Origin of the sequence: Aeromicrobium massiliense JC14 (assembly GCF_000312105.1) — a bacterium.
GTDB lineage: Bacteria > Actinomycetota > Actinomycetes > Propionibacteriales > Nocardioidaceae > Aeromicrobium > Aeromicrobium massiliense.
The window spans coordinates 262,903-282,799 of sequence record NZ_HE978636.1; the positions used below are offsets into that span (position 1 = coordinate 262,903).

19 protein-coding genes and 1 tRNA gene are annotated in these 19,897 nt (G+C 69.9%); all 20 read right to left on the reverse strand.

Annotated features, from left to right (window positions below):
- Window positions 1-53: 53 nt before the first annotated feature.
- Window positions 54-3,518, reverse strand: a complete 3,465-nt coding sequence (gene rpoB / locus HGAM_RS01330; protein ID WP_019143670.1) for a DNA-directed RNA polymerase subunit beta — start codon at window positions 3,516-3,518, stop codon at window positions 54-56.
- Between the two features lie 238 nt (window positions 3,519-3,756).
- Window positions 3,757-4,527: a hypothetical protein gene (locus HGAM_RS01335; protein WP_019143671.1), complete on the reverse strand. Its 771-nt coding sequence runs from the start codon at window positions 4,525-4,527 to the stop codon at window positions 3,757-3,759.
- Window positions 4,524-5,075 carry a hypothetical protein gene (locus tag HGAM_RS01340; RefSeq protein WP_019143672.1) on the reverse strand — a complete coding sequence of 184 codons (552 nt, stop codon included), beginning with the start codon at window positions 5,073-5,075 and terminating at the stop codon, window positions 4,524-4,526. The genes HGAM_RS01335 and HGAM_RS01340 overlap by 4 nt, the downstream gene beginning before the upstream one ends.
- A complete protein-coding gene (locus HGAM_RS01345; RefSeq protein ID WP_019143673.1) occupies window positions 5,072-6,262 on the reverse strand; it encodes an MCE family protein in 1,191 nt (396 codons plus the stop codon). The genes HGAM_RS01340 and HGAM_RS01345 overlap by 4 nt, the downstream gene beginning before the upstream one ends.
- Window positions 6,259-7,635, reverse strand: a complete 1,377-nt coding sequence (locus tag HGAM_RS17160) for an MCE family protein (RefSeq protein ID WP_147543462.1) — start codon at window positions 7,633-7,635, stop codon at window positions 6,259-6,261. Before HGAM_RS17160 ends, HGAM_RS01345 begins: the two co-directional genes overlap by 4 nt.
- On the reverse strand, window positions 7,632-8,855 hold the full coding sequence (locus HGAM_RS01355) for an MCE family protein (RefSeq protein WP_019143675.1): 1,224 nt from the start codon (window positions 8,853-8,855) through the stop codon (window positions 7,632-7,634). The genes HGAM_RS17160 and HGAM_RS01355 overlap by 4 nt, the downstream gene beginning before the upstream one ends.
- Window positions 8,852-9,847 carry an MCE family protein gene (locus tag HGAM_RS17165; protein WP_019143676.1) on the reverse strand — a complete coding sequence of 332 codons (996 nt, stop codon included), beginning with the start codon at window positions 9,845-9,847 and terminating at the stop codon, window positions 8,852-8,854. Before HGAM_RS17165 ends, HGAM_RS01355 begins: the two co-directional genes overlap by 4 nt.
- Window positions 9,844-10,917 (reverse strand): MCE family protein, encoded by a 1,074-nt coding sequence (locus tag HGAM_RS17170; RefSeq protein WP_019143677.1) that lies wholly within the window; start codon window positions 10,915-10,917, stop codon window positions 9,844-9,846. The genes HGAM_RS17165 and HGAM_RS17170 overlap by 4 nt, the downstream gene beginning before the upstream one ends.
- Window positions 10,904-12,250, reverse strand: a complete 1,347-nt coding sequence (locus HGAM_RS01370; protein ID WP_019143678.1) for an MCE family protein — start codon at window positions 12,248-12,250, stop codon at window positions 10,904-10,906. The genes HGAM_RS17170 and HGAM_RS01370 overlap by 14 nt, the downstream gene beginning before the upstream one ends.
- Window positions 12,250-13,092, reverse strand: a complete 843-nt coding sequence (locus tag HGAM_RS01375; RefSeq protein ID WP_019143679.1) for an MlaE family ABC transporter permease — start codon at window positions 13,090-13,092, stop codon at window positions 12,250-12,252. Before HGAM_RS01375 ends, HGAM_RS01370 begins: the two co-directional genes overlap by 1 nt.
- Window positions 13,092-13,868 (reverse strand): MlaE family ABC transporter permease, encoded by a 777-nt coding sequence (locus tag HGAM_RS01380; protein WP_020691481.1) that lies wholly within the window; start codon window positions 13,866-13,868, stop codon window positions 13,092-13,094. Before HGAM_RS01380 ends, HGAM_RS01375 begins: the two co-directional genes overlap by 1 nt.
- Window positions 13,865-14,818, reverse strand: coding sequence for an ABC transporter ATP-binding protein (locus tag HGAM_RS01385; RefSeq protein ID WP_019143681.1), 954 nt, complete (start codon window positions 14,816-14,818; stop codon window positions 13,865-13,867). Before HGAM_RS01385 ends, HGAM_RS01380 begins: the two co-directional genes overlap by 4 nt.
- Before the next feature lie 215 nt (window positions 14,819-15,033).
- Window positions 15,034-15,423 (reverse strand): 50S ribosomal protein L7/L12, encoded by a 390-nt coding sequence (gene rplL, locus HGAM_RS01390; protein ID WP_019143682.1) that lies wholly within the window; start codon window positions 15,421-15,423, stop codon window positions 15,034-15,036.
- A 56-nt stretch (window positions 15,424-15,479) separates the two neighbouring features.
- Complete coding sequence (gene rplJ, locus HGAM_RS01395) at window positions 15,480-16,106, reverse strand: 50S ribosomal protein L10 (protein WP_019143683.1); 627 nt, start codon at window positions 16,104-16,106, stop codon at window positions 15,480-15,482.
- A 232-nt stretch (window positions 16,107-16,338) separates the two neighbouring features.
- A complete protein-coding gene (locus HGAM_RS01400) occupies window positions 16,339-17,145 on the reverse strand; it encodes an SCO4651 family lipoprotein (protein ID WP_019143684.1) in 807 nt (268 codons plus the stop codon).
- Between the two features lie 159 nt (window positions 17,146-17,304).
- Complete coding sequence (gene rplA / locus HGAM_RS01405) at window positions 17,305-18,021, reverse strand: 50S ribosomal protein L1 (protein WP_019143685.1); 717 nt, start codon at window positions 18,019-18,021, stop codon at window positions 17,305-17,307.
- A 67-nt stretch (window positions 18,022-18,088) separates the two neighbouring features.
- Window positions 18,089-18,517: a 50S ribosomal protein L11 gene (rplK, locus tag HGAM_RS01410; protein WP_019143686.1), complete on the reverse strand. Its 429-nt coding sequence runs from the start codon at window positions 18,515-18,517 to the stop codon at window positions 18,089-18,091.
- Between the two features lie 52 nt (window positions 18,518-18,569).
- Entirely contained in the window at window positions 18,570-19,418 is an 849-nt protein-coding gene (gene nusG / locus HGAM_RS01415; protein ID WP_019143687.1) for a transcription termination/antitermination protein NusG, read from the reverse strand.
- A gap of 32 nt (window positions 19,419-19,450) precedes the next feature.
- The gene (secE, locus tag HGAM_RS01420) at window positions 19,451-19,669 is read right to left on the reverse strand and encodes a preprotein translocase subunit SecE (protein WP_019143688.1); all 219 of its coding nucleotides are present in this window, start codon (window positions 19,667-19,669) and stop codon (window positions 19,451-19,453) included.
- 30 nt (window positions 19,670-19,699) lie between these two features.
- Window positions 19,700-19,772, reverse strand: a tRNA-Trp gene (locus tag HGAM_RS01425).
- Between the last annotated feature and the right edge of the window lie 125 nt (window positions 19,773-19,897).

Here is a 19,897-nt window from a genome sequence, read left to right on the forward strand (position 1 = left end):
GTAGCTCAGTTACCTTTCACCAAAAAATCGAACGAAGGCGGGGAAGTGTGACGTCACACTTCTTCGACGCTGGACGGCTCACGACGCGAGAGGTCGATGCCGAGCTCCTCGGCGGCGCGGAAGAGGTCCTCCTCCGCGTCGCGCATCTCGACCGCGGTGCCGTCGCTGGACAGCACCTCGACGTTCAGGCACAGCGACTGCATCTCCTTGACGAGCACCTTGAACGACTCGGGGATGCCCGGCTCGGGGACGTTCTCGCCCTTGACGATGGCCTCGTACACCTTGACGCGACCGAGGATGTCGTCGGACTTGATCGTCAGCAGCTCCTGCAGCGCGTACGCGGCGCCGTAGGCCTCCAGGGCCCAGACCTCCATCTCACCGAAGCGCTGGCCACCGAACTGGGCCTTACCGCCGAGCGGCTGCTGGGTGATCATCGAGTACGGGCCGGTCGAGCGCGCGTGGATCTTGTCGTCGACCAGGTGGTGGAGCTTGAGCATGTACATGTAGCCCACCGAGATCGGGCCCGGGAAGGGCTCGCCGGTACGACCGTCGAACAGGCGCGCCTTGCCGTCGGGGCCGACCATGCGGTCGCCGTCGCGGTTCGGGAGCGTGTTCGCCAGCAGGCCCTGCAGCTCGTCCTCGCGCGCACCGTCGAAGACCGGGGTCGCGACGTTGCTGCCGGACGGGGCCGAGTCGGCACCGATGGACGTGAGCCGCTCGGCCCACTCCTCGGCGATGCCGCTGACGTCCCAGCCCTGCTTCGCGATCCAGCCCAGGTGCAGCTCGAGGACCTGGCCGATGTTCATGCGGCCGGGGACACCGAGCGGGTTGAGCACGATGTCGACGGGCGTGCCGTCCTCGAGGAAGGGCATGTCCTCGATCGGGAGGATCTTGGAGATGACGCCCTTGTTGCCGTGGCGGCCGGCCAGCTTGTCGCCGTCGCTGATCTTGCGCTTCTGCGCGACGTAGACGCGGACGAGCTGGTTGACGCCGGGGCTGAGCTCGTCACCCTCGGACGCGTCGAAGACGCGCACGCCGATGACGGTGCCGGACTCGCCGTGCGGGACCTTGAGCGACGTGTCGCGCACCTCGCGCGCCTTCTCGCCGAAGATCGCGCGGAGCAGGCGCTCCTCGGGGGTCAGCTCGGTCTCGCCCTTGGGCGTGACCTTGCCGACGAGGATGTCGCCGTTGCTGACCTCGGCGCCGATGCGGATGATGCCGCGCTCGTCGAGGTTGGCCAGCATCTCCTCGGAGACGTTCGGGATGTCCCGCGTGATCTCCTCGGGGCCCAGCTTGGTGTCGCGGGCGTCGACCTCGTGCTCCTCGATGTGGATCGAGGTCAGCAGGTCGTCCTGGACGATCCGCTGGGACAGGATGATCGCGTCCTCGTAGTTGTGGCCCTGCCACGGCATGAACGCCACGAGCAGGTTCGTGCCGAGCGCCATCTCGCCCTCGTCGGTGCACGGGCCGTCGGCCAGCGGGGTGCCGACCTCGACGCGCTGCCCCTCGGCGACGAGCGGACGCTGGTTGATGCACGTGCCCTGGTTCGAGCGACGGAACTTCGCCAGGCGGTAGGTGAAGTTGTTGCCGTCGTCCTGCATGATCTCGACCGCGTCGGCCGAGACCTCCTTGACGACGCCCGAGGCCTTGGCCACGACGACGTCACCGGCGTCGACGGCGGCGCGGTACTCCATGCCGGTGCCGACGAGCGGGGCGTCGTTGACCAGGAGCGGGACGGCCTGACGCTGCATGTTCGCGCCCATGAGCGCGCGGTTGGCGTCGTCGTGCTCGAGGAACGGGATGAGCGCGGTCGCGACCGACACCATCTGGCGCGGCGAGACGTCCATGTAGTCGACCTCGGCCGACGGACGGAGCTCGGCCTCGCCACCGCGCTGGCGGACCAGGACGCGGTCGTCGGCGAAGCGCTTGTCGTCGGTCAGCGGCGAGTTGGCCTGCGCGACGACGTAGCGGTCCTCCTCCGTGGCGGTGAGGTAGTCGATCTGGTCGGTGACGACCCCGTCGACGACCTTGCGGTACGGCGTCTCGACGAAGCCGAACGCGTTGATCCGCGCGTAGGAGGCCAGCGAGCCGATCAGGCCGATGTTCGGACCCTCGGGGGTCTCGATCGGGCACATGCGGCCGTAGTGCGACGGGTGGACGTCACGGACCTCGTAGCCGGCGCGCTCACGCGACAGACCACCCGGGCCGAGGGCCGACAGACGACGCTTGTGCGTCAGGCCCGCGAGCGGGTTGTTCTGGTCCATGAACTGCGACAGCTGGCTGGTGCCGAAGAACTCCTTCAGCGCCGCGACGACCGGGCGGATGTTGATCAGGGTCTGCGGCGTGATGGCCTCGACGTCCTGGGTCGTCATGCGCTCGCGGACGACACGCTCCATGCGCGCCAGGCCGGTGCGGAGCTGGTTCTGGATCAGCTCGCCGACGGTGCGCATGCGGCGGTTGCCGAAGTGGTCGATGTCGTCGGCCTCGACGATCGTCGAGCCGGCCGGCATCTCCATCTCGGTCTCGCCGGCGTGCAGCGCGACGATGTACTTGATCGTGGCGACGATGTCGTCGATCGTCAGCGTCTGCTGGTCGAACGCGGCGGTCTGGCCCAGCTTGCGGTTGAGCTTGTGACGGCCCACCTTCGCCAGGTCGTAGCGCTTGCTGTTGAAGTAGTAGTTGTCCAGCAGCGTCTGCGCGGCCTCCTTGCTCGGCGGCTCGCCCGGACGCAGCTTGCGGTAGATGTCGAGCAGCGCCTCGTCCTGGTCGGACGTGTTGTCCTTCTCCAGGGTCAGGCGGATCGACTCGTACTGGCCGAACTCCTCGAGGATCTGCGCCTCGGTCCAGCCCAGCGCCTTGAGCAGCACGGTGACGCTCTGCTTGCGCTTGCGGTCCAGGCGGACGCCGACGAGGTCGCGCTTGTCGATCTCGAACTCCAGCCACGCGCCGCGCGACGGGATGACCTTGGCCGTGTAGATGTCCTTGTCGGACGTCTTGTCGGGGGTGCGCTCGAAGTACACGCCCGGCGAACGGACCAGCTGGGACACGACGACACGCTCGGTGCCGTTGATGATGAAGGTGCCCTTGTCGGTCATGAGCGGGAAGTCGCCCATGAAGACGGTCTGGCTCTTGATCTCGCCGGTCTCGTTGTTCATGAACTCGGCGGTGACGAACAGCGGCGCGGCGTACGTGACGTCGCGGTCCTTGCAGTCCTCCACCGAGTACTTCGGCGGCTCGAACCGGTGGTCGCGGAACGACAGGCTCATCGTCTCGGAGAAGTCCTCGATCGGGGAGATCTCCTCGAAGATGTCCTCCAGACCCGACTTGGTGGAGACGTCCGTGCGACCCTGGGCGAGCGCCTGCTCGACCTCGGCCTTCCACTTACCATCGCCGACCAGCCAGGAGAAGCTGTCGGTCTGGAGGGCCAGCAGCTCAGGAACCGCGAGCGGCTCCTCGATCTTTGCGAAGGAGATGCGACGGGGGGCGGACTGTGCGACGGGAGTGCGCGAGGCGGCCAAGAGTGATCCTTCCGAGGGCTCGCAAGCGATGTAAACTCTGTTTCGGCGCACGCCACGAGATCCCGGTCAAGGGCACAGGGAGGTCGAGGCGGGCGCGAAAGTTCAGTCTAGCCCCACGACACTCCATAACTCAACCCCGGTCCTTGACAAGTTCCTGAGGAACGGTCAAAGTAGGTCGCTTCCGGCCCCGCCACGAGCGGGGCCGTCGTCGTGTCCGGGCCGGACCACGTCACGCACCTCACAGCGCGCGGATGTCGTCCACCAGCCAGCGCCCGTCCTGGCGCTGCATCGACACCACGACCCGGTTGCCGAACACGGTCGGCTCCTTCGTGTCGGCGGTGACCCGGGCCTGGTCGAAGAACACCAGCACGGAGGCCTCGTCGTCGGCGCACTCGTCGCCGCACTCGCGCGGCGCCGCGCTGCGGGTCACGGTGCGGACCTGCACCTGGCGCTGCGGGGCCAGCTCGTCCAGGGCCGGGGCGATCGAGTCGAACTGCTTCGCGAACTCGTCGGTCATGACCGCCGTCGCGTCCTTCTCGTGCTGCTCCAGCTCGTCGAAGCGGTAGGTGAAGACCGTCTCCATGGCCGTGCCCGCCGCCGCGGCCGCCTGGCGGTGCGCGGTGGCCACGTCGTCGTCGCCCTGCCAGCGCTCGTAGCCGTCGACCGCCGCCCACGCGCCGAGGCCGACCGCCACCACCGCGAGCAGCGCGAGCGGGACCAGGACGCGCAGCGCGGCGCGCGAGGGGCGGCGGCGGGGCGGCCGGGCGTCACGCGCCTGCGCGCGGCGCGCCCGCTTCTCGGCCCGTCGCTCGGCCCGGGTCGGGCCGGCGGGCTCGCTCGGACCGGTCGGCCCACTCGGGCCGGGGCCGGGCGCGCGATCCGCGACCGGCGGGACGGCCGGGCGGATCGGGCGCGGGGCGGACGTCGCGGGCCGCCGGGCCTGGGAGCCCGTGCCCGGACGGGTCTCGCCGGCGATCCGGCGGCGGCGGGGACGCTGGGCGTCGCTCATTCGGTGCCCTCCTGGCCCTCGGCCTGCGGCTGGCCGGTCTCGGCGGTCATCGCCGCGATGCTCTCGAAGTCGTCGACCTTCCACGCGCCGTCCTGACGCAGGAACGCGACCTTCCAGCGGAAGTGCCGGCGCACGGCGGCCTTCTGGTCGGTGTTCGACACCGACGCGTCGACCGCCACGAGCACCTCCGCGGAGTCGGGGTCGAAGGAGTCGACGGCGACGGCCAGCACCTCGGGGTCGCTGCTGCGCTGCTTGCGCGACGCGAGCGTGCCGAAGATGGCCTCGGTCACCTGGTCGAACTGCTCGCGGTAGTCCTTGGTCAGGAGCCCGGACATGCGCTCCTGGTAGTCCTCGAGCTCGGCGACGTCGTAGGTGTTGTACGCGGTGGCGAAGTCGTTCGCGGCGGTGACCAGGTCCTGGCGGGAGGCGTCCTCGTCGTCGCCGGCGAACGCGCGCGGGACGACGAGTCCCGTGACGCCCAGCAGCATCCCCACGACGACGAGCGCCGTGAGCAGTCGGACGAGTCCTCGCGAAGGCCGGTCGGTCACCTCGCCGTGCTCGGTCCCAGAAGCAGTGCGCCCCATGTGTTCTCTCCCTCGGTGGACGGCTTCCCCTCCGAAGCCGCAGGCGGTCGGTTCACGGAGGACGTCCTCGAGCCGCGCGGAACCAGGTCGGGGTCCGTGCAGTCGGTGCCGACCTCGAACTCGGCCGGCGTCTTGTCCTCCGGGGGCCGGTCGGCGGCAGTGTAGCCGTCCTCGCACGTCTTGGGGCTGGGCGTGAGGACCAGCCCGAAGGACGCGTCGTAGCGGCCGTCGGGACCCTTGTCGACCACGCTGTACGAGCCCTGCACGAGGTACGGGTACAGGATGTAGATGGCCTGCAGGCCGGCCGTGCGGCGCGACAGCGGCTCGATCGAGGACGTCAGGTTGCCCAGCAGCTCGGTGAGGTTCTCCTCGTTCTCCCCCACGACGGCGTCCACCAGCGCGGCGCTGTCGGGTCCCACGTCGAGCAGGCGGCGCAGGTCCGGGTCGGCGTCGACGAGGGTGTCGGAGAGCAGCCGCAGGTCGCGCGAGAACGAGCCGATCTGCTCGGTCTTGTCGATCTGGGTCTGCAGCACCGAGTCCGAGTCGCGGATCAGCCGGCGGGTGGCGTCGAGGTTCTCGGTCGCGTCGGCCACGACCTCCATCGAGGTGTCCAGGATGCGCGACAGGTCGGCGCCGACGCCCTCGAAGGCCTGACCGAGCTCGTCGACCACGACGGCGAGGTCCTGGGTGTCGACGGACGCCACCAGGTCGTTCACGTCGAGCAGCACCGTCGCGGTGTCGAGCGGGATGCGGGTGTCCTCCTGGGCGATGGTGGAGCCCTCCGCCAGGTACGGACCACCGTCGGCGCGCGGGCGCAGGTCGACGTACTGCTCGCCGATCGCGGACTTGTTGGCCACGCGGGCCTCGACGTCGGCCGGGATGCGCGGGGCGCCGTCCTCCAGGTCGAGCCGGGCCTCGACGCCCTCCTCGACGAACTGCAGGTCGCCGACGCGTCCGACGCCGATGCCGCGGTAGGTCACCTCGGCGCCGACGAAGATGCCGCCGGAGTCGGCGAACGTCGCGACGACGGGGTAGGTGCGGTCGATCACGAGCCGGTCGAGCTCGGCGTAGCGTCCGCCGACGAACGCGCCACCGAGCACGGTGATGAGCGCGAACACGATCAGCTGGACCTTGGTCAGTCGGGTGATCATCGGCTCACCACCGGGTCGAGGAGGGCCGCGGCCAGGTCGGTGCGCGGGACGCCCGCCGGGACGGACAGCGTCGTCGGCGTCGTGGCGCCGCCGACGGCCGGGCGGCAGAGCCGGAACAGGCCGCAGAACCAGTTGTCGGGCTCGTCGGCGGCCGGCTCGTCGCCCTGCCCCGGGGTCGGAGCGGTGCTGGGGGCCGGGGCCGGAGCGGACGGCTTCGCGCCCGGCGACGCCGGCGCGGGCGTGCTGCCGCCGGGCGTCCCGGACTCCTCGGGGACGTACCCGCGGACCAGGCCGAGCAGGTCCTCGACCGGCTGGCCGGCCTTCTGCGGGTCGCCCTGCAGCCCGCCGCCGATCGCGTCCAGCAGGCCGTCGAGGTCGAGCACCTGGGCGAGCGTGTCGGCCCCGAGGTCGATGCGCATCGAGAGGTTCGTGTAGTCGCCCGGGTCGTAGGCCTTGGCCTCCTTCAGCGTCTTGCCGACGATGGCGTCGGTGAACGGGAAGGTCAGCAGCGCCTGGAACGACGTCACCAGGTCGTCCGCAGCCGTGCCCAGGTTGGTCAGGGTCGGCTGCAGCGCCCTCAGGTCGGCCAGGACGTCGTCCTTGGACGCCCGCACGACCCGCGTGCCGACCTCGCTGAGCTCCTCCAGGCCGCCCAGCAGCGTGACCAGCGCCTTGCGCTGGCCGTCGACGACGCGCAGCGCCTCGGGCACCTGGTCGAGCGCGCCGGTGATGGCCTTCTCCTGGTCCTGGGTGCGGCGGGCGAGCCGGTCGACCTTCTCGAGCGTGGTGAGGATGCGCTCCTTGTTGTCGTCCAGGCGGGCGGCGAGGTCGCCGGCGTTGGTCAGCAGCCGCTTCACCTCGGCCTCGTTGCCGTCGAGCGCACGGTTGAGCTCGCGCACGATGGTCTGGGTCTTCTCGAGGCCACTGCCGTTGAGCAGCAGCGAGGCGGCGCTCAGCACCTCCTCGACCTCGGGGTTGCGCCCGGTCTGGCTCAGCGGGATGGTGTCGCCGTCGTCGAGCCGGCCCGCCGCGCCCTTCTCGGGCGCCTCGAGCGAGACGAACTTCTCGCCCAGCAGGCTCGTCTGGCGGATGGTCGCCCGGGCGTTGTCGGGCAGCTCCACGTCGCGGTTGAGCGTGAGGTCGACCTCCGCCGTCCAGCCGTCGAGCCGCACGTCGCTGACCTTGCCCACGGGGACCTCATCGACGCGGACGCCGCTCTGCGGCACGAGATCGAGGACGTCGCGGAACTGCACCGTGACGGTGTACGGGTCGTCGCCGACGTCGGCACCGCCGGGCAGCGGGACGTCGTAGGGCGACATCGAGCACCCCGACAGCAGCGCCGCCGCGACGCCGGTCACCAGGATCTTCCTCACGGCGCCACCCCCAGCATGTCCTCGATGGAGTCGTTGACCCGGTCGGGCTGCGTCACGGCCCCGGAGGCGCTGGGCACCGGCGCCCCGACGGCCGCCCGGTTGCGGGCGGTGGCGCCGTCGGCGGCCTGGCCGCTGCCGGTCAGCCCACCGGTGAGTCCGCCGAGCAGGTCGCCGAGCGTCTTGCACAGGTCGGTCGACTCGTTGCCGCTCTCGCCGAGCAGCGTGCACAGGAACGTCCGGGGGTCCTCGAGCCCGCCGAACAGCATCTTCTCGATGTTGCTGCGGTTGTCGAGCGTCCCGTAGCGGCCGTTGTAGGTGAGCGCCACGTTGGACAGCGCGGTCGGCGCGTCGACGGCGACCTGCTCCAGGGCGTCGCGGTGCTTGACCAGCACCCGCGAGATGGACGTCAGGTCGGCCACGTCCTTGCCCAGCACCGACCGGTTCTCCTTGACCAGGTCGCGCACGTCGATCAGGGCCCGGCTCAGCTCGTCGACCGTGGCCGCGAGGTCCTCGCGCTCGCCCTCCAGCACCTGCGCGACCTGCGCCGTGCTGTCGTTGAAGCTGCGGACGGTGGCGTCGTTCTCGCGCAGCATGGCCACGAACTCGGAGATCTCGCGCACCGAGCCGAACAGGTCGTCGGAGCTGTTCTCCAGGGTCTGGCTCAGCTGGCCCACGTCACGGATGGTGTCGTTGACCTGCCGGCCCTCGCCGTCGAGCTGACGGGCCCCGGCGTCGAGCAGCTTGCTCAGCGACCCGTCCTTGTTGGCCCCCTTCGGGCCGAGCGCCACCGAGAGGTCGTCGAGCGACTCGTAGACCTGGTCGAGCTCGACCGGCACCGCGGTGCGCTCGTGCGGCACGTGCGCGGACGCCTTCAGCTTCGCGCCCTTCGTGTAGGCCGGGGCGAGCTGGACGAACCGGTCGCCGACCACCGAGGGCGAGACCAGCACGGCCTTCACGTCGGCGGGCAGGTCGACGTCGCCCTGGTACTCGATCGTGGCGCGGACGACGTCGCCGCGGGGCTCGAGCTTGGTGACCCGGCCGACGGGGACGCCGAGCACCTTGACGTCCGAGCCCTCGTAGAGGCTGTTCGTCGCGGTGAAGTCGGCGGTGATCGTCTTGGTGCCGTCGCGCTCGCTGAGCACGACGACCGCGGCGACGACCAGGGCCAGGACGACCAGCGCGGACAGGATCCGGCCGGTGCGGGACAGCAGCGCGCTCACTTCGTCACCCCCAGGGCTTCCTTGAGCTGCTGGGCCAGGCCGAGGTTCGGCGGCAGGCCCGCGATGTAGGAGTCGAACCAGGGCCCGGACCCCAGCGCGTTGGCGAAGACGGTGTCGAACGGGGCCATGACGCGCAGCGCCTCGTCCAGGCTCGCCTCGTGCTTGCGCAGCATGGTCGTCACCTTGCCCAGCTGGGTGAGGGCCGGCTTGAGGTCGGCCCGGGTGTCCTTGACCAGGCCGCGCAGCTCGGTGGAGATGCGCTGGGTCGAGACCAACAGTCGGTGGATCTCGTCGCGGCGGGCCGAGACGGCCTGGAACAGGACGTCGGAGTCCTCGAACAGGGTCTGCAGCTCCTCGTTGCGCGAGCTCACCACCGTCGTGACGGTGCGCAGGTTGCCGAGCAGCGACTGGATCTGCTCGTCGCGGGCGGCCAGGTTGCGCGACACCGCCGAGACGCCGCGCAGGGCGCCGCGGAACTCCTCGGGCGTGCGCTGGGCGACGTCGGACAGCGTCGACAGCGCCGTGCTGATCTGCTGCACGTCGAGCCGGTCGGTGGTCTCGCTGAGCTCGGAGAAGGCCTCGACCACGTTGTAGGGGGCGATGGTGCGCTCGAGCGGGATGGTGGCGCCGGCCTCGAGGTCGCCCTCACCCTGCGGCGTGAGCGCGAGGTACTCGGCGCCGAGCAGCGTCCGGACCTTGATCTGCGCGGACGTCTTCGAGCCGAGCTCGGCGCCCTTGTCGAGCTGGAACCGCACCTTGACCCGGTCGCCGTCGAGCGCGATGGCCTTGACCTCGCCGACCGGGACGCCGGCCACGCGGACCTCGTCGCCGGACTGCAGGGCGCCGACCTCGGCCATCTCGGCGTAGTAGGTGTCGCCGCCGCCGATCAGCGGCAGCTGGTCGGCGCGGAAGGCGGCGAGCATCATCGCGCCGATCGCGGCGAAGCCGACGATGCCGATCGTGGTGTGGTTGCGCTCGCGGAACGGCTTCACGACTCGCACCTCGCTCCGCCGACCTGCAGGCCGTCGTCGCCGCCGATCTGCAGGCGGGTCTCCTCGTCCAGGCCGAGCAGCGGGATGCTGGGCAGCTCGACCACGCCCTTGATGTCGCACAGGTAGAAGTTGAAGTACGAGCCGTAGGACGCCGAGGTGCCCAGCTTCTTCATCTTGATCGGCAGGATGTCGAGCGACGTGGCCGTCTGCTGCAGGTTCTCCTTGGTGCTCAGCTGCTTGGTGAGCCGGTTGAGCTGGCGCACGTCCTCGGTGAGCGCGGGGCGTCCCTCGACCAGCAGGTCGGACGTCTCGTCGGTGAGGTCGGAGACCGCGTCGACGGAGTCCAGGATCGCGTTGCGGTCCTGCTTGAGCCCGGTCACGAACTGCTGCAGCGTGTCGATCATGTCGCCCAACTCCTCGTCGCGACGCCCGACGGTGTCCAGGACGTCGTCCAGGTTCACCACCACGTCGCCGATCAGCTCGTCGCGCTCGGCCAGCGTGCTGGTCAGCGAGGCGGTGCGGTCGAGCAGGCGCTCGACCGAGCCGCTCTCGCCCTGCAGCGTCTGGATGATCTCGTAGGCGAGCTTGTTGGTGTCGTCGGGCGACAGCGCCTGGAACACGGGCTTGAACCCGTTGAGCAGCACGTCCAGGTCGAGCGCCTCCTCGGTGCGCGAGTCGGGGATCGTCGCCCCGTCCTTCAGCGCCGACCGTGCGCCGTCGGCACCCTGGCTGAGCGCGATGTAGCGCTGGCCGACCAGGTTGCGGAAGCGGATCTGCGCGTGGGTGTTCTCGGTCAGCCGGTGGTCGGCGTCGACCTCGAAGGTGACCAGTGCCTGGTCGCGGTCGTGGATCTCGATCTTCTCGACCGCACCGACCGCCACGCCCGCGATCCGGACGTCGTCGCCCTTGGCCATGCCGGTGACGTCCTGGAACACCGCCTGGTAGCGGGTGCGCTCGCCGAACGAGCCGTTGCCGAGCAGCATCATGAGGAACACCGTGGCCACGGCGGTGGCGGTCAGGAACGCCACGAGCTTGACCAGCGCGGCGACCGACTCCCTATCGAGCTTCATCGACACGCACCTCCGCTCCGCGGACGACGGGGCTCAGCAGCAGCCCGCCCACGTCGGGCACGTCGGCCTCGCCGAGGCCCAGGCGCGCCTGCAGCAGGGTGTCGAGCGCCGCGCGTTCGGCCGGCCCGTCGCTGACCACGCTGGGCTGGACGGCGTCGCCGAGCCCGCCGGCCGGCGCCCGGAACTTGTTGTGGTCGCCCTCCAGGCCGATCAGCTCGTACAGCTCGGCCGAGCCGCCCGGGAACGGGTTCTCCTGGTCGTACGGCGGGTTCGGCAGGTCCAGGCAGGTGGGGTCGGTGAGCGGGCTCTGGAGCGACTTGCGCGTGAGCGCCGCCCGCTCCCCCTTCTCGTAGCCGGTGGGCTGGCCGGTGAGCGGCAGCAGCTCGAGCTTGATGTGCACGGTGTTGTCCCGGTAGACGTCGTCGAGCTTGGGGATGATGTTCGCCATCCCCTCCAGGAAGCAGGGGAACGCCTTCGAGTACTCGGCGGTGATCTCCAGCGCCTCGCGCGAGAGGGCCGGCAGGTCGACGAGGTTGTCCTCGTTGGCGCGCAGCAGGGCGTCCAGGCGCCCGGAGAGCTGGTCGCCCTCCTGGAAGAACGCCGCCAGCTGCGAGCGCTTGGCCACGATCGTGTCGCCGGTGACGACGGCGTTGCTGAGCAGCCGGCCGAGGTCGGGCATCGCGGCGGCGTAGGTGTCGGCGACCGTGCCGAGCTTCTCGACGTCGTCGATGAGCCGGGGCACCTCGGGGTTGATCTCCTGCAGGTACGCGTCGAGGTCGACGAGCATGTCGCCGAGCTTCTCGCCGCGCCCCTCGAGCGCGGTCGAGAGCGCCGACAGCGTGTGGCCGAGGTCCTCGGGCGAGACGGCCTCGAGCACCGGGTACAGGTTGTTGAGCAGCGTCTCGACCTCGATCGGCACCTCGGCGCGCTCGATGACGTCGCCGGCCTGCAGCACCTGGTCGCCGACCTGCTCGGGCGCGATCAGCTGGACGTACTTCTCGCCGAACAGCGTCTTGGGGACGATGCGGGCGCTGACGTCGGCCGGGACCGAGTCGATGGCGTCGGGGTCCATGGCGATCTGCATGGTCACGCCGTCGCCGTCGGTCTCGACCTCGCGGACCTGGCCGACGATCATGCCGCGCAGCTTGACGTCGGCGTCGCGGCCGAGCGACAGGCCGACGTTGGACGCCTTCATGGTGACCGGGACGGAGTCGACGAACTTCTTCTCGAAGAACGCGTAGGTCAGCCAGACGAAGAACACGAGCAGCGCGACGAAGCCGACGCCGAGCACGCGCAGGCTGCTGGGACGCTCCAGGACGGGGGTACGAGGCATCAGCCGGCCAGCCTCACGGTCGTGGTCGTGCCCCAGATCGCCATGGAGGCGAGCAGGTCGACGACGTTGATGGCCACGATCGAGGTGCGGACGGCCTTGCCCACCGCGACGCCGACGCCGGCGGGACCGCCGGAGGCGTAGTAGCCGTGGTAGCAGTGGATCAGGATGACCACGACCGCGAAGACGAGCACCTTCGCGAAGCTCCAGAGCACGTCCTCCGGTGGCAGGAAGGCGTTGAAGTAGTGGTCGTACGTGCCCGGACTCTGCCCGTTGATCTGCGTGACGGTCAGCCGAGTCGCGAAGTACGACGACAGCAGGCCGACGACGTACAGCGGGACGACCGCGATGAGGCCGGCGATGACCCGGGTCGTCACCAGGAACGGCAGCGACGGGATGGCCATGACCTCGAGCGCGTCGACCTCCTCGGAGATGCGCATGGCGCCGAGCTGGGCGGTGAACCCGCAGCCGACCGTGGCGGCCAGCGCGATGCCGGCGACGATCGGCGCGATCTCGCGGGTGTTGAAGTACGCCGACACGAACCCGGTGAACGCCGACGTGCCGAGCTGGTCGAGCGAGGCGAAGCCCTGGATGCCGACCTCGGTGCCGGTGAAGAAGCACATCGCGGTGATGACGCCCACCGTGCCGCCGATGACCGCGAGCGAGCCCGAGCCGAGGGTCACCTCGGCCAGCAGCCGCACGATCTCCTTGCGGTAGTTCTTGAGCGTGCGCGGGATCGACATGATCACGCGCAGGTAGAACAGCATCTGCCGGCCGAGGCCGTCGACCCCGTCGAGGGTGGCGCGCGGCGCGTTGACGACGCTGCCGAAGACTCCGGTCGCCATCACATCCCCTTCGGTGGGACGAGCTGCAGGTAGATCGCCGTGACGAAGAAGTTCACGATGAACAGCAGCGTGAAGGTGATGACCACGGCCTCGTTGACCGCGTCGCCGACGCCCTTGGGGCCGCCGGCGGCGTTCATGCCCTTGTAGGAGGCCACGATCGCGGCGATGAAGCCGAAGATGAGCGCCTTGACCATGCCCTGCCAGAGGTCGGCCTCCTGGGCCAGGGCGGTGAACGAGGCGATGTAGGCGCCCGGTGTGCCGTCCTGCAGCACCACGTTGAAGACGAAGCCGCCGGCGACGCCGACGATGTTGACCAGGCTGTTGAGCCCGACGGCGACCACCATGCAGGCCAGGACGCGCGGCGCGACCAGGCGCTGCACCGGGTTGATGCCCAGCACCATCATCGCGTCGAGCTCCTCGCGGATGCGGCGCGAGCCGAGGTCGGCGGCGATGGCCGAGCCGGCGGCACCGGCGACGAGCAGCGCGGTGGCGATGGGCCCGGCCTCGCGGACGACCGCCAGGACCGCGGCCGAGCCGGTGAACGACTGGGCGCCGAACTGCTTGATGAGCCCGCCGACCTGCAGCGCGATGACCGCGCCGAACGGGATGGCGACGAGGGCCGTGGGCACGATCGTGACGGTGACGATGAACCAGGCCTGCTGCAGCAGCTCGCGGACCTGGAACGGGCGGCGGAACATCGCCACCACGACGTCGAGCGCGAAGGCGAACAGCCCGCCGGCCACCCGGGCCGGGCCGGTGACGGCGCTCAGGCTCATGCGACCGCCCCGGCGGCGGCGCTCGGCTCGAACGAGCCGGGCGGCGGGACGACGCCGTTGGCGGCGCACCAGGCGCCGGGCTCCTTCTGGCCCCGGCGCGGACGCCCGTCGGAGGGCTCGAGCTGGCGCGCGATGGGCGGCAGCGGCGGCATCTCGATGCTCGCCTCGGCGGCGAGCTCGTCGGCGTCCTTCTCCTCGCTCATGCCGATGGGGCCGACGCGCTGGGCGTTGAGGAACTGGGCGACGACGGGCTCGCGGCTGCTGAGCAGCATCTCGCGCGGGCCGAACATCGCCAGGTGCTTGTGGTAGAGCAGGCCGATGTTGTCGGGCACCGTGCGGGCGGTGTTGATGTCGTGCGTGACGATGAGGAAGGTCGCGTCGATCTGCGCGTTCAGGTCGATGAACAGCTGGTTGATGTACGCGGTGCGCACCGGGTCGAGGCCGGAGTCGGGCTCGTCGATGAGCAGGATCTCGGGGTCCATGACCAGGGCGCGGGCGAGCCCGGCGCGCTTGCGCATGCCGCCGGAGATCTCGCCGGGCAGCTTGTGCTCGGCGCCGGCCAGGCCGACCAGGTCCATCTTCTCCATGACGACCTGGCGGACCTGCGACTCGCTCTTGCGGGTGTGCTCGCGCAGCGGGAAGGCGACGTTGTCGTACAGGTCCATCGAGCCGAACATCGCGCCGTCCTGGAACAGCACGCCGAACAGCTTGCGGATCTCGTAGAGCTGGCGCTCCGAGCACGAGGCGATGTCGACGCCCTCGATGAGGATGCTGCCCCGGTCGGGCTTGAGCAGCCCGATGAGGGACTTGAGGAAGACCGACTTGCCGGTGCCGGACGGGCCGAGCATCACCGAGATCTCGCCGGCGGGGAGCGTCAGGGTCACGTCGTTCCAGATCACCTGGCTGCCGAACTTCTTCGTCAGGCCGTCGACCTTGACCTCGACTCCCATGCTCTCCCCCTTCGACGTCCTGGGTGCCCGCGCCTCTCCCCGCGCGAGTCAGGACCATAGTGTGGCCCAGGACACAGGTTTCAACGAGTCGAGATCGAGCAGGTTACGGACGAGTACGAAACCGGCCCGGGACGCGCGAGAGGCGCCCACCCCGTGCGGGGTGAGCGCCTCTCGTCGGAGGTGCCTGCGTCGCGGTCAGCCCGCGACGCGTGCGATCACTTGAGAGTGATCGTGGCGCCGGCGGCCTCGAGGGCCTCCTTCGCCTTCTCGGCGGTCTCCTTGTTGACACCCTCCAGGATCGCCTTCGGGGCGCCCTCGACGAGGTCCTTGGCCTCCTTGAGGCCGAGGCTCGTGAGGCCACGCACCTCCTTGATGACCTGGATCTTCTTGTCGCCGGCCGACTCGAGGACGACGTCGAACTCGTCCTTCTCAGCAGCGGCCTCGCCGGCGTCAGCGCCGCCGGCGGCGGGGGCCGCGGCAACGGCGACCGGAGCGGCCGCGGTGACGTCGAAGGTGTCCTCGAACTGCTTCACGAACTCGGAGAGCTCGATCAGCGTCATTTCCTTGAAAGCATCCAGCAGCTCGTCGGTGCTCAGCTTCGCCATGGGTGGCGTCCTTCCTGACTAGAGACCCCGAGGGGGTCCCGATGGTGGATCGGGCTTCAGCCCTCGGTGGTGGCCTCGGCCTCGGGGGCCTCGGCGGGGGTGGCGTCCTCGGAGACCGCGACGGTCTCCTCGGCAGCCGGGGCAGCGCCGCCGGCCAGGACGGACGGGTCCGCCTCGGCCTTGCTCTGCAGCGCGAAGACCGTCGCAGCGGTCTTCGAGAGCGGCGCGTTGAACAGTGCGGCGGCCTTCGACAGGTTCGCCTTCATGCCGCCCGCGAGCTTGGCGAGGAGGACCTCGCGCGACTCGAGGTCGGCCAGCTTGTTGATCTCGTCCGCCGAGAGCGACTTCCCGTCGAGGAAGCCTCCCTTGAGGACGAGGGGGGTGTTCGCCTTCGAGAAGTCACGCAGGCCCTTGGCCGCCTCCACCGGGTCGCCCGTGATGAAGGCGATGGCGGTCGGTCCGGTCAGCAGCGACTCGTCGAAGTCGATGCCGGCGTCCCGCAGGGCGATCTTGGTGAGCGTGTTCTTCGCGACGGCATAGCTCGCGTTCCCACCGAGCGAGCGCCGCAGGTCCTGCAGCTGCTTCACGGTGAGCCCGCGGTACTCGGTGAGGACGGCGCCGTTCGACTCGCGGAAGCTGTCCGCGAGCTCGGCGACTGCCGCAACCTTGTCCGGGCGTGCCATGGGTCTCCTTCCAGCACAGATCAGTGCCGAGTGCTGAGCCCACGAGAAACGCCCCGGGCACAGGGCCACGGGGCGCGATGGTGTGTCGCTTGCGTGAACCTGCGCGGGCCGCCCTTGCGGGCACTTCGGGAGACTCGGGTGAGTCGCCAACCAGCGGTCTTCGGCTCGGCCATGCTACGCGACGGCCCCCGCCCGGACCAAATCGGTCAGGGCGGGGGCCGGCGGGGTGGTGTCAGGACGCGGTGGAGAACGGGTCCTGGTCGGTGATCTCGGACGCCTTGGGGGCGGCGATGTCGAGGTCCTCGCCCCACTTGCTGTAGTCGACCGTGACCGTGCCGGCGCTCGTCGTCGTCATGCGGCGGATGAGGTCGTCGGGGCCGATCCACATCGTGTACTCGATCGTGGCCGGCATGCCCGCGGCGCCCTGGCCGGCCGACTGGCCGGCGGCCTCCTGCAGCTTGGCCGTGTCGACGGTGACCTCGTAGGGCTGGGCCTCGACACCGTCGATCTGCACCGGGTCGCCGGTGGCCTCGAAGCCGGAGATGGCCTCGTCGAGCTGCTCGACCTGCGCGGACGGGTCGAGCTGGTCGACCAGGCTGCCGTACTGCTTGCCGATCGGGTTGCTCTCGTCGGTGAGGTCGATCTTCACGTACTTGCCGGACGTCAGCTGGCCCAGGCGCATGTACATGACCTGGTCGACCAGGACCAGGTCCATCGCGCCGGTCTCGCCGGTGTCCATCGTCATCGAGACGGCGGTCTTCGCCGGGTCGTCGCTGACCCGGACGTCGCCCTCGCCGGTGATCTTCTGCCCGGCGGCGTCCACGGTCATCGTCATGTGGCTGGTGCCGGCCTCGACCTGCGCGTCGGCGATCCGCTCGGCGAAGTCGTCCTTGGTCAGGGTGGCCGGCTCGGCGTCCTTCGAGGCCGCTGCGCTCGTGTCTGACGACGCGTCCGAGCCGCCGTCGGAGCCGCAGGCTCCCAGGACGAGCGCCGCCGCGAGCGCGGTCGCGGCGAGCATGGACGGGCGGCGTGCCTTCATGTGATCTCTCCCCCAGGGTGCTGGTGCGCGGACGATCGTCCGCACCGCCACCCTACGGCGTGGGCCCTCGGCGGCGCCGCCCGGAGATCGTCCGGAGACGGACGCGGCCCCCTGCCCGCCGGAGCGGACAGGGGGCCACGATCGTGGAGCGAGAGGCGATCAGGCCTCGTCGTCGCTGGCCACCGCGCGCGTGCGGTTCGGGTCGACGGGGACGCCCGGACCCATCGTCGTGGAGACGGTGACCTTCTTGATGTAGCGGCCCTTGGAGCTGCTGGGCTTGAGCCGCAGCACCTCCTCGAGGGCGGCGGCGTAGTTCTCGGCCAGCTGCTGGGTGCTGAACGAGGACTTGCCGATGATGAAGTGCAGGTTGGCGTGGCGATCGACGCGGAACTCGATCTTGCCGCCCTTGATGTCCGCGACGGCCTTGGCGACGTCGGGGGTGACCGTGCCCGTCTTCGGGTTCGGCATCAGGTTGCGGGGACCGAGGACGCGGCCGAGGCGACCGACCTTGCCCATCATGTCGGGGGTGGCGACGACCGCGTCGAAGTCGAGCCAGCCCTCGCTGACCTTCTCGACGAGCTCGTCGGCACCGACGAAGTCGGCGCCGGCCTCACGGGCGGCGTCGGCGTTGGCGCCGGTGGCGAAGACCAGGACCCGGGCGGTCTTGCCGGTGCCGTGCGGGAGGTTGACGGTGCCGCGCACCATCTGGTCGGCCTTGCGCGGGTCGACGCCCAGACGCATGGACACGTCCACGGTCTGGTCGAACTTGCCGGCGGGCGACGAGGTGGCGAGCTCGATGGCCGCCACCGGGGAGTAGAGCGCGTCGCGGTCGATCTTGTCGGCGACCGCGCGGTACGCCTTGGAACGCTGTGTCATGACTGGCTTCTTTCTGTGTACCAGGAGTGGTGCGGGCCCAGCTGGCCCTTCCACGGGAGGGGGTTGATCAGTCGGTGGTGATGCCCATGGAGCGGGCGGTTCCCTCGATGATCTTCATGGCCTGATCGATGTCGTTCGCGTTCAGGTCCGGCAGCTTGGTCGTGGCGATCTCGCGGACCTGGTCCTTGGAGAGCTTGCCGACCTTGTCGGTGTGCGGGACGGACGAGCCCTTCTGCAGGCCAGCGGCCTTCTTGATGAGCTCGGCGGCCGGCGGGGTCTTGGTGATGAACGAGAACGTGCGGTCCTCGTAGATCGTGATCTCGACCGGGATGACGTTGCCGCGCATGGACTCCGTCGCGGCGTTGTACGCCTTGCAGAACTCCATGATGTTGACGCCGTGCGGGCCGAGGGCCGTACCGACCGGCGGGGCCGGGTTGGCCTGGCCGGCCTGGAGCTGCACCTTGACGAGGGCAGCGACCTTCTTCTTGGGAGGCATGTGTGTTCGGGTCCTTGCTTGTGTGACTGTCGGGTGGACGAACCGAGCCGGTTCAGACCTTCTGGATCTGGGTGAAGCTCAGCTCGACCGGGGTCTCACGACCGAAGATCTCCACGAGGGCCTTGACCCGCGCGGCGTCGATGTTGATCTCGGTGATCGTGGCGTGCAGCGTCGCGAACGGTCCATCGACGACCATGACGGAGTCGCCGACGATGAAGTCGGAGAACTCGACCTTGGGGGTCTTCGCGGTGGGCTGCTCGGAGGACGTCGCCGCCGGAGCGGCCTCGGCCTCCATCACCGGGGCGAGCATCTGCTCGACCTCGGTGAGGCTCAGGGGGACGGGCTGGTGGGAGTTGCCCACGAACCCGGTGACCGACGGGGTGTGGCGCACGACGCCCCACGACTCGTCGGTGAGGTACATGCGGACCAGGACGTAGCCGGGCAGGACGGTGCGCTTGACCATCTTGCGCTGGCCGTTCTTGATCTCGGCGACCTCCTCGGTCGGCACGACGATCTCGAAGATGTCGTCCTCGGCGTTGAGCGAGACGATGCGGTTCTCGAGGTTCGCCTTCACGCGCTTCTCCATGCCGGAGTACGTGTGGACGACGTACCAGTCGCCGGGCTGGGTGCGCAGCCGGTCGCGGAACTCGTCGAGCGGGTCCTGCTCCTCGGCGGCCTCGTCGTCAGCCGCGCCCTCGTCGCCCTCGGCGGTCTCGTCGTCAGCCTGCTCGCCGTCCTCGACCTCGACCGGCGCCTCGTCGTCGACGGTCGGCTCGGACGCCTCGTCGGCCTCCGGCGCGTGGTCGTCGGCCTCGCGGGCCTCGGGGGAGGCGTCCTCGACGGCGTCGACCTCGTCGGCCGCGACCTCGTCGGTGGCGGTGTCGTCGAATGGCTGCGTCACGTTAAGTCTCTCGATCCTCAGTTGGCGGGGGCTCAGGCGAAGAGCGCGAAGACGGCCTTGCCGAACCCGTAGTCCAGGCCGGCCACGAACGCCATCATGACCAGCACGAACACCAGGACGACGAAGAAGTACTGCACGACCTGCGGGCGTGTGGGCCACACGACCTTGCGCAGCTCGGCGACCACCTGGCGGTAGAACGTGATCGGCGACGTGCGGCCGCGCTTGGCGACTGCCTCGTGGTGCTCGCTCACAGGTGCCTTCTCTCGTCGTGTCCTCGGTCGCACGGCACGAGGGACTTGAACCCCCAACCTTCGGTTTTGGAGACCGATGCTCTGCCAGTTGAGCTAGTGCCGTTCGGTGAGCGGCCGCGTCGACCCGCCCGCACGAGGGCATGGCAAGTCAGCGTGACAATTCACCGGTGCGGTCAAGTGTAGGGGGTGGCGCCGCGCGAGTCGAACCCGGTGGGCCCGCCTGGCGTG